The 18,843-nt window shown below is 40.0% G+C and carries 20 protein-coding genes, 1 tRNA gene and 1 pseudogene; 13 read left to right on the plus strand and 9 right to left on the minus strand.

Annotation, left to right across the window (positions count from 1 at the left end; translation table 11 throughout):
• Positions 1-18: 18 nt before the first annotated feature.
• From C7B62_RS02550 to tadA, 3 genes are all read right to left on the minus strand, one after another.
• The gene (locus C7B62_RS02550; RefSeq protein ID WP_106233041.1) at positions 19-1,239 is read right to left on the minus strand and encodes an SUMF1/EgtB/PvdO family nonheme iron enzyme; all 1,221 of its coding nucleotides are present in this window, start codon (positions 1,237-1,239) and stop codon (positions 19-21) included.
• Positions 1,211-1,996: an ergothioneine biosynthesis protein EgtC gene (gene egtC / locus C7B62_RS02555; protein ID WP_106233042.1), complete on the minus strand. Its 786-nt coding sequence runs from the start codon at positions 1,994-1,996 to the stop codon at positions 1,211-1,213. The genes C7B62_RS02550 and egtC overlap by 29 nt, the downstream gene beginning before the upstream one ends.
• Before the next feature lie 154 nt (positions 1,997-2,150).
• Positions 2,151-2,582, minus strand: a complete 432-nt coding sequence (gene tadA / locus C7B62_RS02560) for a tRNA adenosine(34) deaminase TadA (RefSeq protein WP_106233061.1) — start codon at positions 2,580-2,582, stop codon at positions 2,151-2,153.
• A 196-nt stretch (positions 2,583-2,778) separates the two neighbouring features.
• Between tadA and C7B62_RS02565 the strand changes: the two genes are divergently transcribed.
• From C7B62_RS02565 to C7B62_RS02575, 3 genes are all read left to right on the plus strand, one after another.
• The gene (locus tag C7B62_RS02565) at positions 2,779-3,342 is read left to right on the plus strand and encodes a hypothetical protein (protein WP_106233043.1); all 564 of its coding nucleotides are present in this window, start codon (positions 2,779-2,781) and stop codon (positions 3,340-3,342) included.
• 308 nt (positions 3,343-3,650) lie between these two features.
• Positions 3,651-4,085 (plus strand): DUF2358 domain-containing protein, encoded by a 435-nt coding sequence (locus C7B62_RS02570; protein WP_106233044.1) that lies wholly within the window; start codon positions 3,651-3,653, stop codon positions 4,083-4,085.
• 45 nt (positions 4,086-4,130) lie between these two features.
• The gene (locus C7B62_RS02575; protein ID WP_106233045.1) at positions 4,131-5,318 is read left to right on the plus strand and encodes a TRC40/GET3/ArsA family transport-energizing ATPase; all 1,188 of its coding nucleotides are present in this window, start codon (positions 4,131-4,133) and stop codon (positions 5,316-5,318) included.
• Positions 5,319-5,467: 149 nt separating this feature from the next.
• Here C7B62_RS02575 and C7B62_RS02580 read toward each other — a convergent pair.
• From C7B62_RS02580 to C7B62_RS02600, 5 genes are all read right to left on the minus strand, one after another.
• Positions 5,468-5,541, minus strand: a tRNA-Val gene (locus C7B62_RS02580).
• A gap of 150 nt (positions 5,542-5,691) precedes the next feature.
• A complete protein-coding gene (locus tag C7B62_RS02585) occupies positions 5,692-6,855 on the minus strand; it encodes a sugar phosphate nucleotidyltransferase (protein WP_106233046.1) in 1,164 nt (387 codons plus the stop codon).
• 75 nt (positions 6,856-6,930) lie between these two features.
• Positions 6,931-7,728, minus strand: a complete 798-nt coding sequence (locus tag C7B62_RS02590) for a segregation/condensation protein A (protein WP_106233047.1) — start codon at positions 7,726-7,728, stop codon at positions 6,931-6,933.
• 304 nt (positions 7,729-8,032) lie between these two features.
• Positions 8,033-8,440: a hypothetical protein gene (locus C7B62_RS02595; protein WP_233219779.1), complete on the minus strand. Its 408-nt coding sequence runs from the start codon at positions 8,438-8,440 to the stop codon at positions 8,033-8,035.
• Positions 8,441-8,601: 161 nt separating this feature from the next.
• On the minus strand, positions 8,602-9,396 hold the full coding sequence (locus C7B62_RS02600; RefSeq protein ID WP_106233048.1) for a class I SAM-dependent methyltransferase: 795 nt from the start codon (positions 9,394-9,396) through the stop codon (positions 8,602-8,604).
• Between the two features lie 163 nt (positions 9,397-9,559).
• Between C7B62_RS02600 and C7B62_RS27040 the strand changes: the two genes are divergently transcribed.
• The 4 genes from C7B62_RS27040 to arfB all read left to right on the plus strand — a co-directional run bounded on the left by C7B62_RS27040 (position 9,560) and on the right by arfB (position 13,301).
• On the plus strand, positions 9,560-9,739 hold the full coding sequence (locus C7B62_RS27040) for an Hsp20/alpha crystallin family protein (RefSeq protein WP_370303738.1): 180 nt from the start codon (positions 9,560-9,562) through the stop codon (positions 9,737-9,739).
• A gap of 51 nt (positions 9,740-9,790) precedes the next feature.
• A complete protein-coding gene (gene ppsA, locus C7B62_RS02610) occupies positions 9,791-12,289 on the plus strand; it encodes a phosphoenolpyruvate synthase (RefSeq protein WP_106233050.1) in 2,499 nt (832 codons plus the stop codon).
• Between the two features lie 391 nt (positions 12,290-12,680).
• The gene (locus C7B62_RS25560; protein WP_158260614.1) at positions 12,681-12,824 is read left to right on the plus strand and encodes a hypothetical protein; all 144 of its coding nucleotides are present in this window, start codon (positions 12,681-12,683) and stop codon (positions 12,822-12,824) included.
• A 60-nt stretch (positions 12,825-12,884) separates the two neighbouring features.
• Positions 12,885-13,301 carry an alternative ribosome rescue aminoacyl-tRNA hydrolase ArfB gene (gene arfB, locus C7B62_RS02615; RefSeq protein WP_106233051.1) on the plus strand — a complete coding sequence of 139 codons (417 nt, stop codon included), beginning with the start codon at positions 12,885-12,887 and terminating at the stop codon, positions 13,299-13,301.
• 166 nt (positions 13,302-13,467) lie between these two features.
• Here arfB and C7B62_RS02620 read toward each other — a convergent pair whose 3' ends face one another.
• Positions 13,468-13,893, minus strand: coding sequence for a TerB family tellurite resistance protein (locus tag C7B62_RS02620; RefSeq protein WP_106233052.1), 426 nt, complete (start codon positions 13,891-13,893; stop codon positions 13,468-13,470).
• A gap of 313 nt (positions 13,894-14,206) precedes the next feature.
• Between C7B62_RS02620 and C7B62_RS02625 the strand changes: the two genes are divergently transcribed.
• The 6 genes and pseudogenes from C7B62_RS02625 to C7B62_RS25305 form a co-directional block, all read left to right on the plus strand.
• On the plus strand, positions 14,207-14,746 hold the full coding sequence (locus tag C7B62_RS02625; RefSeq protein WP_106233053.1) for a DUF4330 domain-containing protein: 540 nt from the start codon (positions 14,207-14,209) through the stop codon (positions 14,744-14,746).
• Positions 14,747-14,778: 32 nt separating this feature from the next.
• Positions 14,779-15,414, plus strand: coding sequence for a tRNA (guanosine(46)-N7)-methyltransferase TrmB (trmB, locus tag C7B62_RS02630; protein WP_106233054.1), 636 nt, complete (start codon positions 14,779-14,781; stop codon positions 15,412-15,414).
• Positions 15,415-15,508: 94 nt separating this feature from the next.
• On the plus strand, positions 15,509-16,909 hold the full coding sequence (locus tag C7B62_RS02635) for an NAD-dependent malic enzyme (RefSeq protein ID WP_106233055.1): 1,401 nt from the start codon (positions 15,509-15,511) through the stop codon (positions 16,907-16,909).
• 28 nt (positions 16,910-16,937) lie between these two features.
• Positions 16,938-17,693 carry a D-alanyl-D-alanine carboxypeptidase family protein gene (locus C7B62_RS02640; RefSeq protein WP_106233056.1) on the plus strand — a complete coding sequence of 252 codons (756 nt, stop codon included), beginning with the start codon at positions 16,938-16,940 and terminating at the stop codon, positions 17,691-17,693.
• A 108-nt stretch (positions 17,694-17,801) separates the two neighbouring features.
• Complete coding sequence (locus C7B62_RS02645; RefSeq protein ID WP_106233057.1) at positions 17,802-18,623, plus strand: SWIM zinc finger family protein; 822 nt, start codon at positions 17,802-17,804, stop codon at positions 18,621-18,623.
• 23 nt (positions 18,624-18,646) lie between these two features.
• Positions 18,647-18,843, plus strand: a pseudogene (locus C7B62_RS25305) (hypothetical protein); the annotation flags it as partial.

The raw sequence follows: 18,843 nt of genomic DNA on the forward strand, positions 1-18,843 counted from the left end.
GCCGAATAATTAGATAGTTTAATCTTTGGCACAGCGAAAACCTGCAAAGATTTGTCTAACTTGAGGATGATACCAGTTACGAAAACTAGCTCTAATACCTACGCTACTGGTTGCCCAACTACCACCCCGCAAGACTCGATGCTGACCATCAAAATATACTTGTGAGTAGCCTGGATAAGGATAAGGGCTAAATCCTGGATAACCATCAAACCAAGAGGCTGTCCATTCCCAAACATTGCCTAACATATCCTGACAACCATAGTGACTAGTTTCAGCATATGTATCTACAGAAGTGGTATGTCCAATTAAATGACCATGATTGCAGTTGAGAGATGCCCCTAAAGCTGCTTTTTCCCATTCGGCTTCGGTAGGCAGTCTTTTCTGGACAAAATTGCTATAGGCTTCTGCTTCGTAATAGCTGACACCGTATACGGGATGCTCTAACCAATCGGCATTATTAGACCAATATAAAGGCTGATTAACAGGATATTGCTGTAACCATTGCCAGCCTGCTTCACTCCAGTATTCTCGCCCTTGATATCCTCCTGCTGTCATAAATTGAGCGTATTGTCTACAGGTAACAGGATAGCGATCGATCCAATAGGTATTTAGATAGATCTGATGTGCAGGGCGTTCATTATCTAAAGCGTCGACAGCGTCACTACCGATCGCAAATTTTCCCCCTTCAACCTTAAGCATTTCAGTCACATCAATCGTGGTTGCTACCATCTTTTCAATATTTTTAGCTGGACTTAATTGATACGTATTTAAGCTGGCTATATCTAAATGGCGTTGCTGATGTAGTTGCCACAGAAATGAAATAGTTTCGCAATGTTGAGTTTCATGTTGAATTAACCAGCGCCAAAGTCTTTCTTGTTGAGCAATAGGGGCAGTTGCAAGATAGTCTAAAGTTTGACTTCTAACTGTCTTTAGATACTCTTCAATCGCTCCTACAGCAGGTAGATTTTGACGCTCCTGTTTTGGTAGTCCATCCGCAGCAAACAATCGCTGATATGTTTTGGGAACACTTAAAGTAAGATCGCTCAATTGTTGCAACCAATAAGCTTCGGTCCAAGCAATATGCCCAAAGTGCCAGCCTATCGGACTAAACTCGGGATGAATCTGTGGGCAAAATAATGATTCATCAATCTGAGTCAGTAACTCCAAAGTAGGCGATCGCGTTTGGGTTAAGGCTGTGGTAATCGAATATCTAAGAGATTGAATTGACGCTGATTTCAAGATTTTCTCCTACACCAATAATACTTGCTTCGGGACAGCTGATCCAGTCTCCTTTAAACATAGGTTCTGAAGCGATTAAAACTCCATTAGATAAAAAATGGTGGTCTTTTATATAGTATAAAGTAGGACTTGCTTCACGGTTGGAATAGCGAGAAGCTACCAATTCCTTACCATTACTGAGAATAATATTAGCAGAAAAAGAAATTTTATCTGTATCTGCTAATTTGATTAAGCGTGTAATTGTACGGCCTAAAGCCTGTTGCAGACTAATATTGTGGTTTACCTCGAATTCGTTGACAATCAGCGCAAAAATATGTTCTGAATCTGTAGTACCCTCAATACGCTGATAGGCAAAATCGTCTAGTTCGTTGCGAATTGGTCGGTAGAGAGTTTTACGAAAATTGTCAATAAAACCATTGTGAACAAACAACAGATTCTGATGTAAAAATGGCTGACAATTGATTATGTCTACCGAAAGGTTAGAAGTCGCACTACGTACATACCCTAAATAACATGATGATTTAATGTAACGACCTAGTTGGGGTAAATTAGCATCATTCCAGATGGGCAAGACATTTTTGTAGGCATAGGGCGGATTTTCTGGTTCATACCAACCAATGCCAAAACCATCAGCATTAAGTAATCCTGCGGTCATTTGTTGAGGCTGGTAACTTTGAACAACTAAAGAATGTTCTGGCTTAAGCAATATACGGTCTAGTTGAATTGAAGAACCTAGATAACCTAATAATCGACACATTATTGATATTGATGATGCTGGGAGTGAGATCGCTTCGTTAATAGTAAACGTTTTTGAGTTTTTAACTTGAACAATCACTACAATTGCAAAATGGCGATGCCTTCGGCTACGCGAAGCGTAATCGCTTATTATATATAGTGATTATAAATTTAGTCTATCTCTGACGACTAAACCAGGTTTGTAATTGTTGCCGACAAGATGTTTCTTTGATTCCTGCCAAAACTTTTAAACGATGATTGGAACAACAGCTATCAGGCAGATTGATAACGCTACGTATTGCGCCAGTTTTGGGGTCATCAGCACCATAAACCAGCAAGCCTAAGCGAGAGTGAATAATTGCTCCCGCACACATCGGACAGGGTTCTAGAGTAACGTAAAGAGTGCAGTCTTGTAGATAATAACTTTGCTTTTTTTTGGTGGCGGTGCGAATTGCTAAAATTTCAGCATGGGCTGTGGGATCTTGTTCTCTGGTTTTGCGGTTAACTGCTTCAGCGATTAAATTTCCCTGACGGTCAATAATTACTGCCCCAACGGGGACTTCTTCTAAGTCTGCTGCGGTTTTAGCTAGCTGAAAAGCAAATTCCATCCAGCGACTGTGAATCAGGTAACCACTGTAGTCTAGTTCTGCTAGAGCATTGTATTTTCCTGAATGCCCAGGTCTTTTAGCCATCAAGTCAAACTCAAAATATATAGAATTGCAGATAGTTTAATCAAAGAAAAATATTAAACTGATCTTAAATCGAATTTGATTAAATCTCGCTCTTATCTAATCTAATCTAGCCATGGAAATAACGGCAATATCACCTATCCTCGAACGCCTTTTTGATAGCCAAGACATTCAACATGATGTAGAAGAAGCGTGGCAAATTAAAAACTCTCAAATACATTTACTGGTAATCCTTTCTGAAAACCATAATTGGCTAAGATTACTATCTCCTATTGCTACTGCTGATGAAGCTCAATCTTTATTGCCTCAGCTGTTGGCAGACAATTTTGATACGACTCAAGAAGTTCGCTATGCCCTCAATCAAAACGTTCTTTGGGGAGTATTTCATCATCGTTTGGAAAGCTTGACTACGGAAGATTTGGAAAGTGCGATCGCGGCTTTGATTTCTCTAACGAAAAAAGGTTTGTCTGAACCTTTTAATCAGGTAATTGAAAGACAAATTATGCAAATTGTTCAAGCAGCCAAAGCGCAAGGGCAAAGTCTAGAGTCTACCTATCAAACTATTGATCGTTTTTATCAAGAAGGGGTTATGGGTGGTGTCGATCAAGATCCCGCTCAACGAGAACAGTTTTTGGCAGCTTGGAAAGCTCAATTACAGCGTTTATGGTCTGAAGTCTAAAGCGGCTATCAGCTACCAGCCATTGCTGACAAGTTAAACAAAAATTGAATTAGTCAATTACTACATATAGTGTTTTGTTAATTGCTCTCTACTAAGTGTGGACTTAAATTTTTCTTTATGCGATTGCTCTCTAAAAAGTTAGAGTTTATTAAAAATGTCTCAAAAGCTAATAGCTAATAGCTAATAGCTATTAGCTATTAGCTAAAAACGATTGACAAACAACGTAGTCCCTTAACTTGTCACGAATGGCTATCAGCTATCAGCTTCAAGAATCTAGCAATTATTCTGAACAATTTAAATCTTAAGTTATGAACGATCCATCATCAAGTACTCATAATTCCCAGGTAAAGGATTTAATCGCCATTCTCGAAGAAGATTATGCTAGATTTCCTGAAAACCAAACCTATGATATTTATGCTGATGATGTCTATTTTAAAGACCCGTTGAATGAATTTCGAGGAGTCAAGAAGTATCAAGCCATGATTGGCTTTCTCAATAACTTCTTCAGCCAGGTTGAGATGAAAGTTCATAGTATTGAATCAGAAGCAGGACTAATTAAGACTGAGTGGACATTAAATATGACCCCCCCTCTACCTTGGCAACCGCGTCTCTCTATTCCAGGCAAGAGTGAACTAAGGGTTAATCAAGATAACTTGATTGTCTCCCATATCGATTATTGGCATATTTCTCCCTGGTCAGTTTTACGTCAAAATTTCTTTTCGGGCAAAAAAGCGTCACAATAAAGTTAAGTAATGTAAATATATTTAATTTGGGATCTAAGATTTAAGATGCGGGTAATTTTAATGACGGGTAAAGGCGGTGTGGGAAAAACTTCTGTTGCTGCTGCTACTGGTCTTCGATGTGCTGAATTGGGTTACAGAACCTTAGTATTAAGTACCGATCCTGCACATTCTTTGGCAGACAGTTTCGATCTAGAACTAGGACACGATCCTCAAGAGGTGAAACCTAATCTCTGGGGGGCTGAACTTGATGCCTTGCGCGAATTAGAAGGTAACTGGGGTGCGGTTAAACGTTATATTACTCAAGTGCTACAAGCAAGAGGCTTAGATGGCGTACAGGCGGAAGAATTAGCGATCCTGCCTGGGATGGATGAAATCTTTGGTTTAGTGAGAATGAAGCGTCACTATGACGAGGGGGAGTTTGATGTTCTCATTATTGACTCTGCGCCGACAGGAACGGCTTTGAGACTGCTAAGTTTACCTGAAGTTGGTGGCTGGTACATGAGACGCTTTTATAAGCCATTACAGGGAATGTCTGCTGCTTTAAGACCTTTGGTCGAGCCATTTTTTAAACCCCTTGCCGGTTTTTCCTTACCTGATAATGAGGTGATGGATGCACCTTATGAATTTTATGAGCAAATTGAAGCTTTGGAAAAAGTTTTGACCGATAACACCAAAACTTCTGTACGTTTGGTCATGAACCCCGAAAAAATGGTAATTAAAGAATCTTTACGCGCCCATGCCTACCTAAGCTTATATAACGTGGCGACAGATTTAGTCGTGGCTAACCGTGTAATTCCTAACGAAGTTAACGATCCCTTCTTTGAACGTTGGAAAGCAAATCAAGACCTATACAAACAAGAAATCTATGATAATTTTCATCCCTTGCCTGTGAAAGAAGCGCCTTTGTTCCCCACTGAGATGTGCGGGATGGAAGCTTTAGAAAAACTAAAAGAGATTTTATATCAAGACGACGATCCGACCCAAGTTTACTATAAAGAAAACACGATTAAGATTATTCAAGAGCAGGGGAATTTTAGCCTACACCTATATTTGCCAGGAATTCCCAAAGAACAAATCCAACTAAACAAAACTGGGGATGAGTTAAATGTGAGAATTGGTAATCATCGTCGTAATTTAGTTCTACCTCAAGCCTTGGCTGCACTGCAACCATCAGGGGCAAAAATGGAAGATGATTATCTGAAGATTAGCTTCAAAGATATGACGATGGTTTAGCATTTCATCATATTCATGTGATAGATATATAGATAAAAAACTCGCGATCGCATTATGCTATTTAGCATGACAATATTAAAATGCGATCGCTTTAACTAAACCACCCCAAAATAAACTGAAAAAGTTTATAGGAGTGAGAGGCTAAGAAGTTGGGCTAGGCAGACTCGAACTGCCGACTTCCACAATGTCAATGTGACACTCTAACCAACTGAGTTATAGCCCATCGAGATTATGTAATTATATCAATAAAAGTTATAAAATTACAGGTAATTCTTAATTTGTTCCCTTTGAGATTGCCAACTAGCTGGCAAAACCGTTTAAAAACATAAAATAATCGACGTTCTCTAATTTAAGGAACGCCCGATCAAACAATCTAATTATCTTCTTTTAGAAAATCCTGAATTACTTTATGCTCACCTAATTCGTGTTCGGAAGGATTATTACGGGTATCTGTAATCAGCCAGTTCAAAGCAGCAGCCTGTAGATCGATCGCTGCCCCCGTTTTATCGACACAATAGCGCCCAAATACCAGTTTATCAACCAAGCGAATTCCTTCTCCCAAACGAGAATATTCAAAAATCACGCTATTATCTACCGTTGCCCCACTACAGATATAGCAGTTAGGGCCAATCATGGCAGGACCAACAATTTTTGCACCATCTTCAATTTTGGTCATGCCGCCGATATAAACAGGGCCTTTAATGTCTACTTTATCCCAATTGACCGCAACATTTAAACCAGTATAGATTCCAGGGGCAACTTCTGTACCAGGAATATTGACGTTTTTGATTTCTCTGGTGAGGACACCCCGAACAGCTTGCCAGTAGTCAGGAACTTTACCAATATCAACCCATTCAAAATCCATCGAAACAGCATAGAAGGGGGCTTCTTTTTCCACTAGCTTGGGAAATAATTCGCCACCAATATCAAACTCTTGTTTGGGAGGAATATAATCAAATATTTCTGGCTCGAAAATATAAATACCTGTATTAATATCAGTGCTTAAAGCTTCTTCAACCGAGGGCTTTTCTTGGAAAGATTTAATTTTGCCATTGTCATCCGTCACCACCACACCGTAGCTGGGAACATCTTCTTTAGGCACTTTTTTAGTAACTACAGTAGCGATCGCGCCATTTGCTCGATGTTGCTTGACGGCTGCGGTTAAATCCAGATCGATGAGAGCATCACCACAAAGAACTATAAATGTATCATCAAAAAAAGCATTGAAATCTTGAATTTTGCGTAATCCACCAGCAGAACCTACCGCTTCGCCGACCAACTTACCATCAACAATGCTGCCTTCGAAAGAATAGCCAATATCTACGCCAAAACGTTGACCATCACGGAAATATCCTTCAATTTCATGGGCAAGGTGACTGACATTGACCATGATTTGATCGAAACCATGCTGTCGCAGCAGTTCCAACAAAAACTCCATGACTGGTTTTTGTAAGATCGGAATTAAGGGTTTCGGGATTGTGTATGTTATGGGACGAACGCGAGTGCCTTTGCCAGCCGCCAAAATCATGGCCTTCATTCAAGCTTCTCCTCAACCAGACTTAAAAATAACTATTTAAACTATTCCAGTGTATCAACAATGTTCACCGAAGAATCAAGTTGGCAAACACGAATTTAAAGGACGGATACTTAAATCTTGGTAAAACTCTTCTTGAAACAGTTCAACTTTCGACTGTGCCGAAAGTAATAGCAATGCCCAGAAGACCCCTGCCCGATCTGAATCTAAGTGTTCTTTGACTTCCATTTTGGCTAATTTATCAATTTGCCATTTTTGTAATAGCTGTTCCCAGTCTACATAATCTTGGTTGGGCGATAAATGAGACAAATTAAGGTGTAGAAAATTTTCTAGCTGGGCTGCTAACTCGGTTAAATTTTCATTGTGGGCAAGTTGCGCGATCGCTTTAATGGCAGCACTACGGGAACGTTGCGTGCGACGGGGAGAGCCATCGGTGGCAACAGCCTCAATCTCTGCGGCAATATGCTCTAGCTGTTCGATTAACTCCTGTAGGGTAACTCGACGTTTGTTGATTGGTTGAACCGAAGTCCGACGACGCAAATGCTGTTCTAAATTAGCAGGTAATGACCGTTTTTCGAGATCTAAATAAATTTCTTCAGCAAAAAAATCATCTGCATCTATATCTGCTAGTTCCTCTTCTATTTGATTCAGACTATCAGCTTTGAGCAGTACTAACATTGATGCCCACAGAAAAGCTTGACCAGAACGGGGTAAGTCTGCCTCTTGGTGTGGAGATTCGGTTTCTCCGATTAAGCCTAGTTCAGCCAAAAATCGATCAATAATACTAATCACAGGAACATCCCAGGGATCGATTTCTCCGCGTTCGGCTAGATTGATTAAATTGGCGATCGCTTCCTGTGCAGGAGTTATAGTCATAATTTACAGTTGACGATGTTTATAACTATTGTTTTGATTGTTTTGGAGGTTGAGGTTAGCCGATTTAGACTAATGAAGGGATCATCATATGGGCGATCGCTGTTTAAGTCAATTAAATATTTCTATTTAACTAACACTTGTGTTTTGTGTTTTTTTATTTTAAAGCAAGATTATAAATCCAAAAGAATTTAGGGTAAATATCAGTATTTACACTTAAACTTAGGGCAAGTACGGCTACAATAAATTTGCTTTACTAATTTTAAAAATATTAATTTGAGCAAAAAATATGGCTTTAAGGGGTAGTTTACTCAATTTTTGTCAAACGGCGATCGAGACTCCTAACTTCTTCTTTGAGTTCAATTAATAATGTCGCCAATCTTGCGTATAAAGGATCGCTGCGCCCTATTACCTGTCCATCAACTGCGGGAGGGTTACCTATTGTTGTGGGAGACTTGGGCGGAGTAGAAGGCTGATTTAGTTTCGGAGGAGTTAGCTCAAGGGGTCGAGAATTAGAGCTTCTAAGGCTGCTTACTTCTTGTTCCAAACGGCTAATACGTGCTTGCAGGGAAATAATGTCGGATTGAAGATTGAGATCCGATTGAGCCAGCAATGGTTGATTAGTCGTCGGAAATACATAGGTCAGGCTTATGAGTATAAAGCTTAGACAGATAGTAACGATAAAATTGCGCCATGGAAAAGAGCGGTTAATCATAATTAGTTTTGATTACCCAGAGATTGAAGCCAATTCTTGTCTGGGTCATTTCATATTCATTGTTGCTATGTAACTATACTGGCAACATCTGTCAAACTAAATAAATCAAGTCAGAAGTCAAAAAGCAAAAAGTTTATAATTAACTTTGCTAAGGGGAAGCATTAATTGGCATTAACTTCTAACCGAACCATAGCAACATGACTGAAACCTTGAGCATCCAAAGGGTTTTTAGCCAGATATAACTCAACAAATTGAGCAATAAAATCGTCACGCTGAGATTCTGGTACATATTTAGTAAAAGGCATCCAGGTGGTGCGTATCCAGCCAGCTAATCCTGCTTTCCCTTGATGAGTCATGTCTTTGGGGACTAGTTCTAAGCGTTTAACGGCAAAGCCAGATTGTTGTAGCCATGTTTGATAGTCTTCAAGTCCATAAAAGAAATAAGGATTATCAAAATCTGCAAAATAAGGCTTCCACAAATCCATAGCTGTTAACTGGGCAAAAGTATCTAGAACTTTCGCTGCATTACCTTTTCCCCCACAGGAAATAATTAATTTTCCCCGCTCTTTTAACGCTGTCTTCGCACCCTTGAGAAATGTTTGATGATCGTTTACCCAGTGAAGAGTGGCGTTGGAGAAAACTAAATCAAACTCTTGATTAAAATCAAGCGATCGCGCATCAACGCAAGCAAAACTAAGATTAGGATACTGGCTAGGGGGATATTGTTCAGCAGCATAAGCAATCATCTCAGGTGAACTATCTACCCCAACTATTCGATTTTGAGGCAAATTAGCAGCAAAGTCAGCGGTAATTTTGCCGTCACCACAACCTACGTCCAGAATAGACTTATATTCTGTTAAGTTTAAGTCTTTAGTAAGCGATCGCGCCCATTGTAATTGAGCATCTGAATTTTTCGCATAGTCCTCTGGATTCCACTGTAAATATTGTGCAGTCATGACATATAGATTAGTTAGTTTTGTGATTAATTTTAAGCATCTAATTGTTTTAAAATTGCCGAAACTCACAAAATAATCACAATTGTTTTCTAGTCTGAATTTCTAGTCTGAAAATGATGATCAGTTATTTGATGATCTATTCTGGAGTCCAGCGATCGCTTTAATAGAAACAGACACAGAACTAGTATTCAAAGTTGAAGTACCTAGAATTGAAGCCAAAAATTTAGATATTCGAGTGGGCGAGGGGATGGTTTCAATCACAGGAGAAAGAAAAAAAGAAAAACATAAACTTGAAATAATTGAGCAATTACTAAAAAATGTGATTATCGTTAGCTCGATTTAATTGTTGTGTATCTAGTAAAATTCATCAGAAAATTAAGGGCAAGTTTTCATTATGGTAAATCTAGCTTCAGAAACAACGACACAAGTCACAAAAGAACGAGCATTTGTCCTTTGGTTTGAAGAAGTAGGAATTGCAGATATAGCCTTGGTAGGCGGAAAAAATGCTTCTTTAGGAGAAATGATTCAACAGTTAATACCCAAAGGTGTCAGTGTACCGACGGGCTTTGCGACTACTGCCCATGCTTTTCGTTATTTTATCAAACAGGCTGGATTGGAAACCAAACTAAGACAAATTTTTGCCGATCTAGACGTAGAAGATGTCAGCAACTTAAGACAAAGAGGCAAGCAAGCACGGGCATTAATTTTAAATACCCCTTTTCCTCAAGAATTAGACGAGGCAATTAGTGACGCTTATTTACAACTGTGCGAACGTTACGGTGCGGATACAACATTGTGCGATCGCTTTGAAGCGGATTATCAACAGCAATGTCAAGAATATAGCTACGACACCGATGTAGCAGTAAGGTCTAGCGCTACCGCCGAAGACTTACCAGATGCCAGTTTTGCAGGACAACAAGAAACCTATCTCAACGTCCACGGTGTCAGAAACGTATTAGCAGCAGCCCATAGATGCTTTGCATCTCTGTTTACTGATCGCGCTATTTCCTATCGCACCCAAAGAGGCTTCGATCATTTTGAAGTTGCCCTTTCCGTTGGCGTACAAAAGATGGTGCGTGCCGATTTAGCTGCATCGGGAGTGATATTTTCCATCGACACGGAAACTGGTTTTAAAAATGCTGCATTAATTACCGCCGCCTATGGTTTGGGAGAAAACGTCGTGCAAGGTGCGGTTAACCCAGATGAATTTTTAGTCTTTAAACCGACATTGAAAGAAGGTTTTCGACCGATTCTTAAAAAACGTCTCGGTAGTAAAAGCATCAAAATGATTTACGATCTCGGCGGCGAAAGACTGACGAAAAATATTACTGTACCCAAATCAGCCAGAAAGAAATATGCGATCGCCGATGAAGAAATTCTTACCCTAGCAAAATGGACATGCATTATTGAAGATCATTATTCCCAAGTACGGGGTGTATACACACCGATGGATATTGAATGGGCAAAAGATGGTCAGACAGGAGAATTATTTATCGTTCAAGCGCGCCCCGAAACCGTCCAATCGCAAAAATCGGCTAATATTTTGCGTACCTATAAATTACTCGGTACAGGTGAAATATTAACCAATGGACGTGCTGTAGGAGCAACAATTGGTACTGGAGTCGCCCAGACAATTTTAGATGTGCGCGATAGTGCGGACTTTAAAACTGGAGAAGTTTTAGTCACCAATCGAACCGATCCAGACTGGGAACCAATCATGAAAAAAGCCAGCGCGATCGTTACTAATCAAGGTGGACGCACTTCCCATGCAGCGATTGTAGCGCGTGAAATGGGTATCCCTGCGATCGTCGGTTGTGGTGATGCAACTGATAAAATTGCTAAAGGTATTGAGATAACCATATCTTGTGTCGAAGGCGAAGAAGGAAAGGTATATAAGGATAAAGTACCTTTTGAAGTAGAAGAAATTCAACTAGATAAATTACCTCGCACACGCACGCAAATTTTGATGAATGTGGGCAATCCAGATGAAGCATTGAGTTTAGCTTCGATTCCTTGTGATGGAGTTGGTTTGGCACGTTTGGAGTTTATTATTGCCAATCATATTAAGGTGCATCCTCTGGCATTAATTAACTTTGAAAAACTAAAAAACATTCCAGTCAAACATGAAATTAGCAAGTTAACCGCCCTGTATTCTCATAAACCAGATTTCTTTGTCGATAAACTAGCTCAAGGAATCGGTACAATTGCGGCGGCTTTTTATCCGAAACCAGTTATCTTACGCTTATCTGACTTCAAGAGTAACGAATATGCTAATCTCCTCGGTGGGGAACAGTTTGAACCTCAGGAAGAAAATCCGATGTTGGGTTGGCGCGGTGCATCTCGTTATTACGATGAAAATTATCGCGAAGCATTTGCTTTAGAGTGTAAAGCATTCAAACGAGTCAGAGAAGAAATGGGATTGACTAATGTTATCCCCATGATTCCTTTCTGTCGTACCCCAGAAGAAGGGCGTAAAGTATTAGCAGAAATGGAAAAATACGGATTGAAGCGAGGGGAAGAAGGTTTGCAAGTATACGTCATGTGCGAGATTCCCAGCAACGTTGTTTTAGCCGATGAATTTAGCAAAATCTTTGACGGTTTTTCCATCGGTTCTAACGATCTGACTCAGTTAACTTTGGGACTCGATCGCGATTCGGCATTAGTTACGCATCTTTTTGACGAACGCAATGAAGCTATTAAAGGCATGGTAAAGATGATAATTGAGAAAGCCAAAAAAAATCAGCGCAAGATTGGTATTTGCGGTCAAGCACCCAGTGATTATCCTGAATTTGCCCGTTTCTTGGTTGAGTTGGGAATTGATTCTATCAGTTTGAATCCCGATTCGGTTCTTAAGACACTGCTAGATGTAGCTAAAGTCGAAGAAATTAGCTAATTAAATCTAAGTTTGATTGGGAAATATTGAATCTGGAAATACTAAAACTGTCTAACTAACGATGAACGCAAAGCTTATCCGCTGATTCAGAGTAGTGCGAGATTTATTAACCTTTAAGCTCTATAGAGAGGCTATTTTTGCTGATGTCCCAGAAATGTCACTCTTTTCCTTTAAGTTAGGAAATTATAATCGCGTAACTTAGGAATTTGATAATGCCTTTAATTATTGCTATCGTCATCATGGGTATCGCCTGTAACTTTTTTCTGCCAGGAGCTTTAGGATAAACTCAACATTACCTAGTAAAAAACCCAGTTACCATCTAAGTAACTGGGTGTAACTAATATTTATTTGACTGCGTTCATTATCTCTTCTAGATTAATGAAGTAAGCTTGTGGTAATTAAACATTTAGTCGGTATTCATGGAGCAACAGTGATTGTTTATCGTGTTGATGATTATTTTCAGTATGAGATGGTCTTCGGGGATAGTTCGATCCATCATCCATCAGCCCGAAGAAATATACGAAACAGCAGATAAAGCCCGTGATGTAGGGCTGGAGAGCATTAAGATTGTTATTGGTTATCCGTAACAAAATTGATGTTGAAAATTTCCGAACAAGTTAATATTCCCAGCCATGAAATCGATATAAAAGCTGTACGTTCAACTGGAGCGGGTGGTCAAAATGTGAATAAAGTAGCCACTGCCATACATTTACGTTTTGATATTTTAGCGTCGTCACTTCCTGATTCTTATAAAGAAAAGCTATTGAAACTGAGCGATTCGAGAATCTCAACCAACGGTGTAATCTCTATCAAAGCCCAACAGTTTCGCACTCAGCATCAAAATAAAGAAGATGCCTTAATACGACTTAAAAACTTAATTAAAAGTGTATCAATCCCCAAGAAGAAGCGATTTGTGACTAAACCAAGCAAAAGAGCAAAGAGAAAACGTTTAGATAATAAAACCAAACGAAGTCAACTAAAGGCATTAAGAAAGAAAGTTGATTATGATTAGATGAATCGAGGCGATCGCATCATTCACTATGATTATCCTGAGTGTGGTTGGATAGATGATTCGATGTGACGCGATCGCTTTATCTTCAATTGTTGCTATGCCTAGCACGCTTCGCGATCGCTTTTTTTCTATAGAATCATACTTAGATTCAGCAACGCCGAAAGGTTTAGTTCTTATTTACCCCTGCTTGATATACTTTGCGAATTTGAGCAATTACCTGATCGAGTACAGAATGAGTTTTTAAATTACTTGGGTCTAAAGTTTGAATCTTGGTCAATAAAGATGCTTCTTCAGTGGCAATATCATCATCGCTATAAACCAATTGACTGACTGCGTTGAAGAGATGTTCATAATCTGCGGAGGTAGGATTTGTACCCAAATACTGTTCTAAAAGCTGATAACATTTTTCTAGAGAAGAATTTTGATGTTGTGTCAGCAGTTGTTGTAACTCTATTGTCGAATCCAAATTTTGTTCTGTAGCAATCTTGGCTAAAAATTCCTGTTCTGCGGGTTGAATTTCGCCATCAATCCAGGCAATTGACACCAGTATTTCTAGTAAGTTTTGATTATTACTTTTAGTTGATTGAATCATAATGATGCTGCTTTAATTAACTACTAGTGATCTTGACAACGAGCAATCTTGCTGGGCATTATTGATGCTTAAATCTTAGAAAAGAATTTAATTATCTAGCAAAATTAAGTTATCTTTCTTTGCTAAAGTCCAAACAACTTTAAAAAAAAACTTGTTTCTTCGTATTGACAAGCTACTTGTTACTTAATTTATGCCCACGTCTACTAGAGAGAATTTAGTTCCTCTCAGATTAACCAATCGCCTAAAAAACAGATAACTAGTGACATAATATAAACGCAAATAATTCAGGACAGCGAAATTTCGACAGCTAATTATGAAAATTATTGACTCCAAAGGAAGACTATTCGGCAAGTTAAGCCTACTTGACTTAGCGGCTGCCTGTGTAATTTTGTTGGTTGTTGTCGGTGTTTTCTTTTTTCCAGGTACACCCCTGACGGGTAATTTGATAGCTCAAACCAAACAAAAACCAATCGAAGTCCAAGTGCTGGTTAGAGGATTAAGTATTGCTAACTATGATGTTTTAGCCCAAGCATTCAAAAACGAAAAACAGGCAGATATTGTGATTCGCAATCAGCCTGCGGGAAAAGTCACCATTTTAGAAAGTAAAATATTGCCCCGCACCACTGTTGTTCCCCAACCAGACGGTACAGTGAAGGCGCTCAACGATCCTCGTCCCGAAATAACTATGGTGAGGGATTTGCTCATTACCTTGGGTAGCAAAGCTGAAATTACTAACACGGGTTATGTTTTGAGTGGCAGTAAGAAGATTAAAATAGGCTCATCAATTCAGCTACAGGGCAATATTTATGACTTTAGCGGTACAGTAATTGCTATAGCTGCCCAAGAGTCTTAAATTGATTTAATTGTGCTTGATATTTCTTTACTATGCCTATTCGTATTCGACAGCATGTTAATCCTCTAGCACGTAAGTTCCAGTCACCTATTGCCATACCAGATTGGCAGGAGATATACCAGACAGGCGCTCGCCCGATTCATCTAGATATTGGCTGTGGGCGAGGTAGGTTTCTCTTGAATCTGGCACAGCAAAATCCTGAAGTTAATTACCTAGGGATAGAAATCCGCAGACAGCTAGTAGATTTGGCTAATCAAGAACGAGATCACTTGGGTTTAACTAATTTGCACTATCTATTTGGCAACATGAATAGTTCAGCCAAAATACTCTTAGAATCTTTACCTGAGAATAGGCTCAAAACTATCTCGATCCAGTTTCCCGATCCTTGGTTCAAAAAAAAGCACAACAAACGCCGTGTGGTTCAGCCAGAATTAGTTACCCTGCTGGTAGATTATTTAGGATCGGGAGGAGAAATTTTCTTGCAGTCAGATATTAAAGAAGTAGCGGTAGAAATGCGCGATCGCTTTGCAGCCAATTCAAATTTAATTCAACAGCATCCAGATTGGCTAGAGACTAATCCGTTAAATGTTGCTACGGAACGAGAATTATACGTACTGGGACAAAATCTCCCTGTCTATCGAGTTCTGTTGGCAAAATCTACTACCTAAAATGTTCAGACATAAAGTACTATTTTGCCCAGATACAGCGGTTTATCAAGTACGAAACGTTTTACAATAGTCAATCCCGCAAAATAGATAAACAATGGTAGATTTAAATCCCAGTGCTAGCTTTAGCTTAAAAATTGAGTTGGAAATTCCTAATCGTCCTGGTGCATTAGCCTCAATTATGAGTACGATTGCTAATCATGGCGGTAGTTTAGGCGATATTGTTCTGTTACAGCACAACCTCAAGTTTACTCAGCGAGAATTAATGGTTGATGCCTCTAGTACTGAACAGGGAGATAAAATTATTGAAGCGATTAAAAGCTTGCCTCGCGTGAAGGTAATTAGCTATAGCGATCGCACTTTTGCAGTTCACCAGGGGGGCAAAATTAGCGTTGAAAGCAAACTCCCGCTTCATTCTCAATCTGATCTGGCAATGGCATATACTCCAGGAGTGGGTAGGATCTGTCGGGCGATCGCCGAAGCTCCAGAACGTGTCTATGAGCTAACCATCAAAAGTAATACCGTGGCAGTTGTCACCGATGGTAGCGCCGTACTAGGCTTGGGTAATTTGGGCGCAGCAGCTTCTTTACCAGTCATGGAAGGGAAGGCGTTGCTGTTTAAAGAATTTGCGGGGATTGATGCTTTTCCCATTGCCCTTAATACTCAGGATACAGAAGAAATTATCAAGGTAGTCAAAGAAATTGCCCCTGTATTTGGCGGCATTAATTTAGAAGATATTGCTGCCCCACGCTGTTTTGAAATTGAACAGCGATTACGCCAAGAACTAGATATTCCTGTTTTTCATGACGATCAGCACGGCACAGCAATTGTCGTCTTAGCAGCACTATATAATGCGCTTAAATTAATTGGTAAAGAGCTAAATCAGGTTAAAATTGTCATTAATGGTGCAGGGGCAGCAGGAATTGCGATCGCTTTGTTGTTACGCAAGGCAGGAGTCAATAAAATTGTGATTTGTGATTCAAAAGGAATTATCTCAAATCAACGAGACGATTTAAACGAGAGTAAACAGCAATTTGCCCTTGCCGAAACTGGCAATTTAGCCGATGCCATGCAAGATGCCGATGTTTTTTTAGGAGTTAGTGCGCCAGGAGTTGTTACGCCTGAAATGGTTCAGAATATGGCACAACAGCCGATTGTCTTTGCCATGGCTAATCCAATTCCTGAAATTCAGCCTGAACTAATCTATGATAGCGTGGCGGTGATGGCGACAGGGCGTAGCGACTACCCCAATCAAATCAATAATGTGTTAGCCTTTCCTGGAGTTTTTCGTGGAGCATTAGATTGTCGAGCCTCGGCAATTACTACCAACATGTACCTGGAAGCAGCAAAAGCGATCGCCAATTTGGTAGATGATGCCGATTTAGATCGTGAGCATATTATTCCCTCAGTATTCGATGGCAGGGTAGCACCAGCCGTAGCCCAAGCTGTATGTATGGCTGCCCAACAAGACAATGTGGCACAAAAAATCAATAATTAGCAAATTTATACTAGTTGATGACTGAATCATGGAAGAATTTGAAATTCCAGAGGCAATTAGAGAACACCGAGAAATACCCAAAAAATCTGGATTACCTCTGCCGTTGTTAGCTGTTGGTGTAGTATTGCTCGGCATTATTGGCTTTATTTTCGTGCGTATATTCTTACCTGCGTCACAACCAACCCCAACTGTAGTCGATGCCCCAACGGCTGAACCCCTCCCTCAGACTAAACCCAAACCTAAACCCAAACCCACCCCTGCACCAAACAAGGAACAAGGCAATCTCTTGGGGCATTTACCTTATGACGTTGCCTCCGAATCAGCACTAGTCCCTGTAATGGCTAACAGTAGCTTAAAAATGCGCCCCGCTGCTGCTAGTAAATTTCGAGCAATGCAGGCTGCTGCTAAAGCTGATGGTGTAAGCTTGACCTTGATTTCTGCCTTTCGCGATCTCAAAACTCAAGAACAGCTATTTTTTGGGGTCAAAGAACAGCGAATACAGGATGCCACGAAAAGAGCTGAAGTTAGCGCGCCGCCAGGATATAGCGAACACCATACGGGTTATGCCATAGATCTTGGTGATGGTAACGCTCCTGCAACCAATTTAGAAAAAGACTTTGCCAAGACTGCTGCATTTGGCTGGCTTCAGCAAAATGCTTTAAAATATAGTTTTGAAATGTCTTTTCCGCCTGATAATATCCAGGGAGTGAGTTATGAACCCTGGCACTGGCGTTTTGTCGGCGATCGCGATAGCCTAGAAACCTTTTACAAGGTTAGGAATTAGGCTCTTTCAATTAAATCTAGCTAACAGCGCGAAAAACCGTTGTGGGGGTTTCCCCCGTTAAGGTTATTGAGCAAGAAGCTAATAGCTAACAGCTAACAGCTAAAAAAAATGACTAACTTTGAAGTAGAAAAACAAAAATGGTGGGTAGAGCGATGGTTAGATTTATTAGCGTCTTATCGCTTTAAAAAACGCTTGGAAAGAGGTCGCAGCTACGCTAGAGAAGGAAATGTCCTCAGCATGGAATTTGCCAACTCTAGAGCTAAAGCAGAAGTGCAGGGGAGTGACAACCAGCCTTATAAAGTCTCCCTGTCTTTAGACTCTTTTAGTAATGAAGACTGGAATTTTGTTATCACCAAAATGTCGGAAAAAGCGATCTTTTCGGCACAACTGTTAGCGGGAGAAATGCCCGAAAGCATTGAAGCTGTCTTTACGGCTAGTGGTTTAAGCCTGTTTCCCTTTACCCTGAACGAAGTGCGCTCTCGCTGTAGCTGTCCCGATCAGGCTAATCCCTGTAAACATATCGCAGCGGTATATTATCAGTTAGGCGATCGCTTTAGTGAAGACCCCTTTATTATTTTCCAACTAAGAGGACGCACTAAAAATCAAATTATTGAACGTTTAAGGCAGATTCGTAGTCAAAAAGCCCAAAAGCACCTAAAAAATACCCCAACAACAGGTCTTGCCCAGCTCAATTTAGCTCTCCCTCAAGATATTAGTGCAGAACCAAAAGGTTTCTGGCAATATAATGAACCATTAGAGTCTAGTTTAGTGGCGATCGTGCCACCAATGGAACAAAAAACTCTCTTGGATATTTTGGGCGCGATGCCTCTGGCTACTGAAGATGCCAATGCAGTACAGCAATATTTAACTCAGGTATACCAAACCGTAGGACAACAGGCGCTTATTTCAGCTTTAAATCGCGCGTCTTGAAAGATTGAAAACTCCTTTAAGCCATGCTAATCATTTGTCCTGGAATTCATTCGCCTGAACTAACTGAGCAGTTTATTCAAGGTATACAAGAAAGGGTTAAACAAGATTATTTGGTATTACCTAGAGAATATCTTCCCTATTCAGCGATCGCTGTTTCCCAGTGGCTAGGTCGACAGGGGCTATGTAAAAGCGAATCACTATCTTTTATCTCCTTTAGTGC

The organism is Pleurocapsa sp. CCALA 161, assembly GCF_003003995.1.
Lineage (GTDB): Bacteria > Cyanobacteriota > Cyanobacteriia > Cyanobacteriales > Xenococcaceae > Waterburya.

Coding starts and splice junctions, on each gene's coding strand:
- C7B62_RS02595 (WP_233219779.1), bottom strand. CDS start 8,440: ATGATTAACCGCTCTTTTCCATGGCGCAATTTTATCGTTACTATCTGT.
- C7B62_RS02625 (WP_106233053.1), top strand. CDS start 14,207: ATGAAAATTATTGACTCCAAAGGAAGACTATTCGGCAAGTTAAGCCTA.
- C7B62_RS02565 (WP_106233043.1), top strand. CDS start 2,779: ATGGAAATAACGGCAATATCACCTATCCTCGAACGCCTTTTTGATAGC.
- C7B62_RS02570 (WP_106233044.1), top strand. CDS start 3,651: ATGAACGATCCATCATCAAGTACTCATAATTCCCAGGTAAAGGATTTA.
- egtC (WP_106233042.1), bottom strand. CDS start 1,996: ATGTGTCGATTATTAGGTTATCTAGGTTCTTCAATTCAACTAGACCGT.
- C7B62_RS02645 (WP_106233057.1), top strand. CDS start 17,802: ATGACTAACTTTGAAGTAGAAAAACAAAAATGGTGGGTAGAGCGATGG.
- C7B62_RS02590 (WP_106233047.1), bottom strand. CDS start 7,728: ATGACTATAACTCCTGCACAGGAAGCGATCGCCAATTTAATCAATCTA.
- tadA (WP_106233061.1), bottom strand. CDS start 2,582: ATGGAATTTGCTTTTCAGCTAGCTAAAACCGCAGCAGACTTAGAAGAA.
- arfB (WP_106233051.1), top strand. CDS start 12,885: ATGTTGAAAATTTCCGAACAAGTTAATATTCCCAGCCATGAAATCGAT.
- ppsA (WP_106233050.1), top strand. CDS start 9,791: ATGGTAAATCTAGCTTCAGAAACAACGACACAAGTCACAAAAGAACGA.
- C7B62_RS02620 (WP_106233052.1), bottom strand. CDS start 13,893: ATGATTCAATCAACTAAAAGTAATAATCAAAACTTACTAGAAATACTG.
- C7B62_RS02575 (WP_106233045.1), top strand. CDS start 4,131: ATGCGGGTAATTTTAATGACGGGTAAAGGCGGTGTGGGAAAAACTTCT.
- C7B62_RS02635 (WP_106233055.1), top strand. CDS start 15,509: ATGGTAGATTTAAATCCCAGTGCTAGCTTTAGCTTAAAAATTGAGTTG.
- trmB (WP_106233054.1), top strand. CDS start 14,779: ATGCCTATTCGTATTCGACAGCATGTTAATCCTCTAGCACGTAAGTTC.
- C7B62_RS02600 (WP_106233048.1), bottom strand. CDS start 9,396: ATGACTGCACAATATTTACAGTGGAATCCAGAGGACTATGCGAAAAAT.
- C7B62_RS02585 (WP_106233046.1), bottom strand. CDS start 6,855: ATGAAGGCCATGATTTTGGCGGCTGGCAAAGGCACTCGCGTTCGTCCC.
- C7B62_RS02640 (WP_106233056.1), top strand. CDS start 16,938: ATGGAAGAATTTGAAATTCCAGAGGCAATTAGAGAACACCGAGAAATA.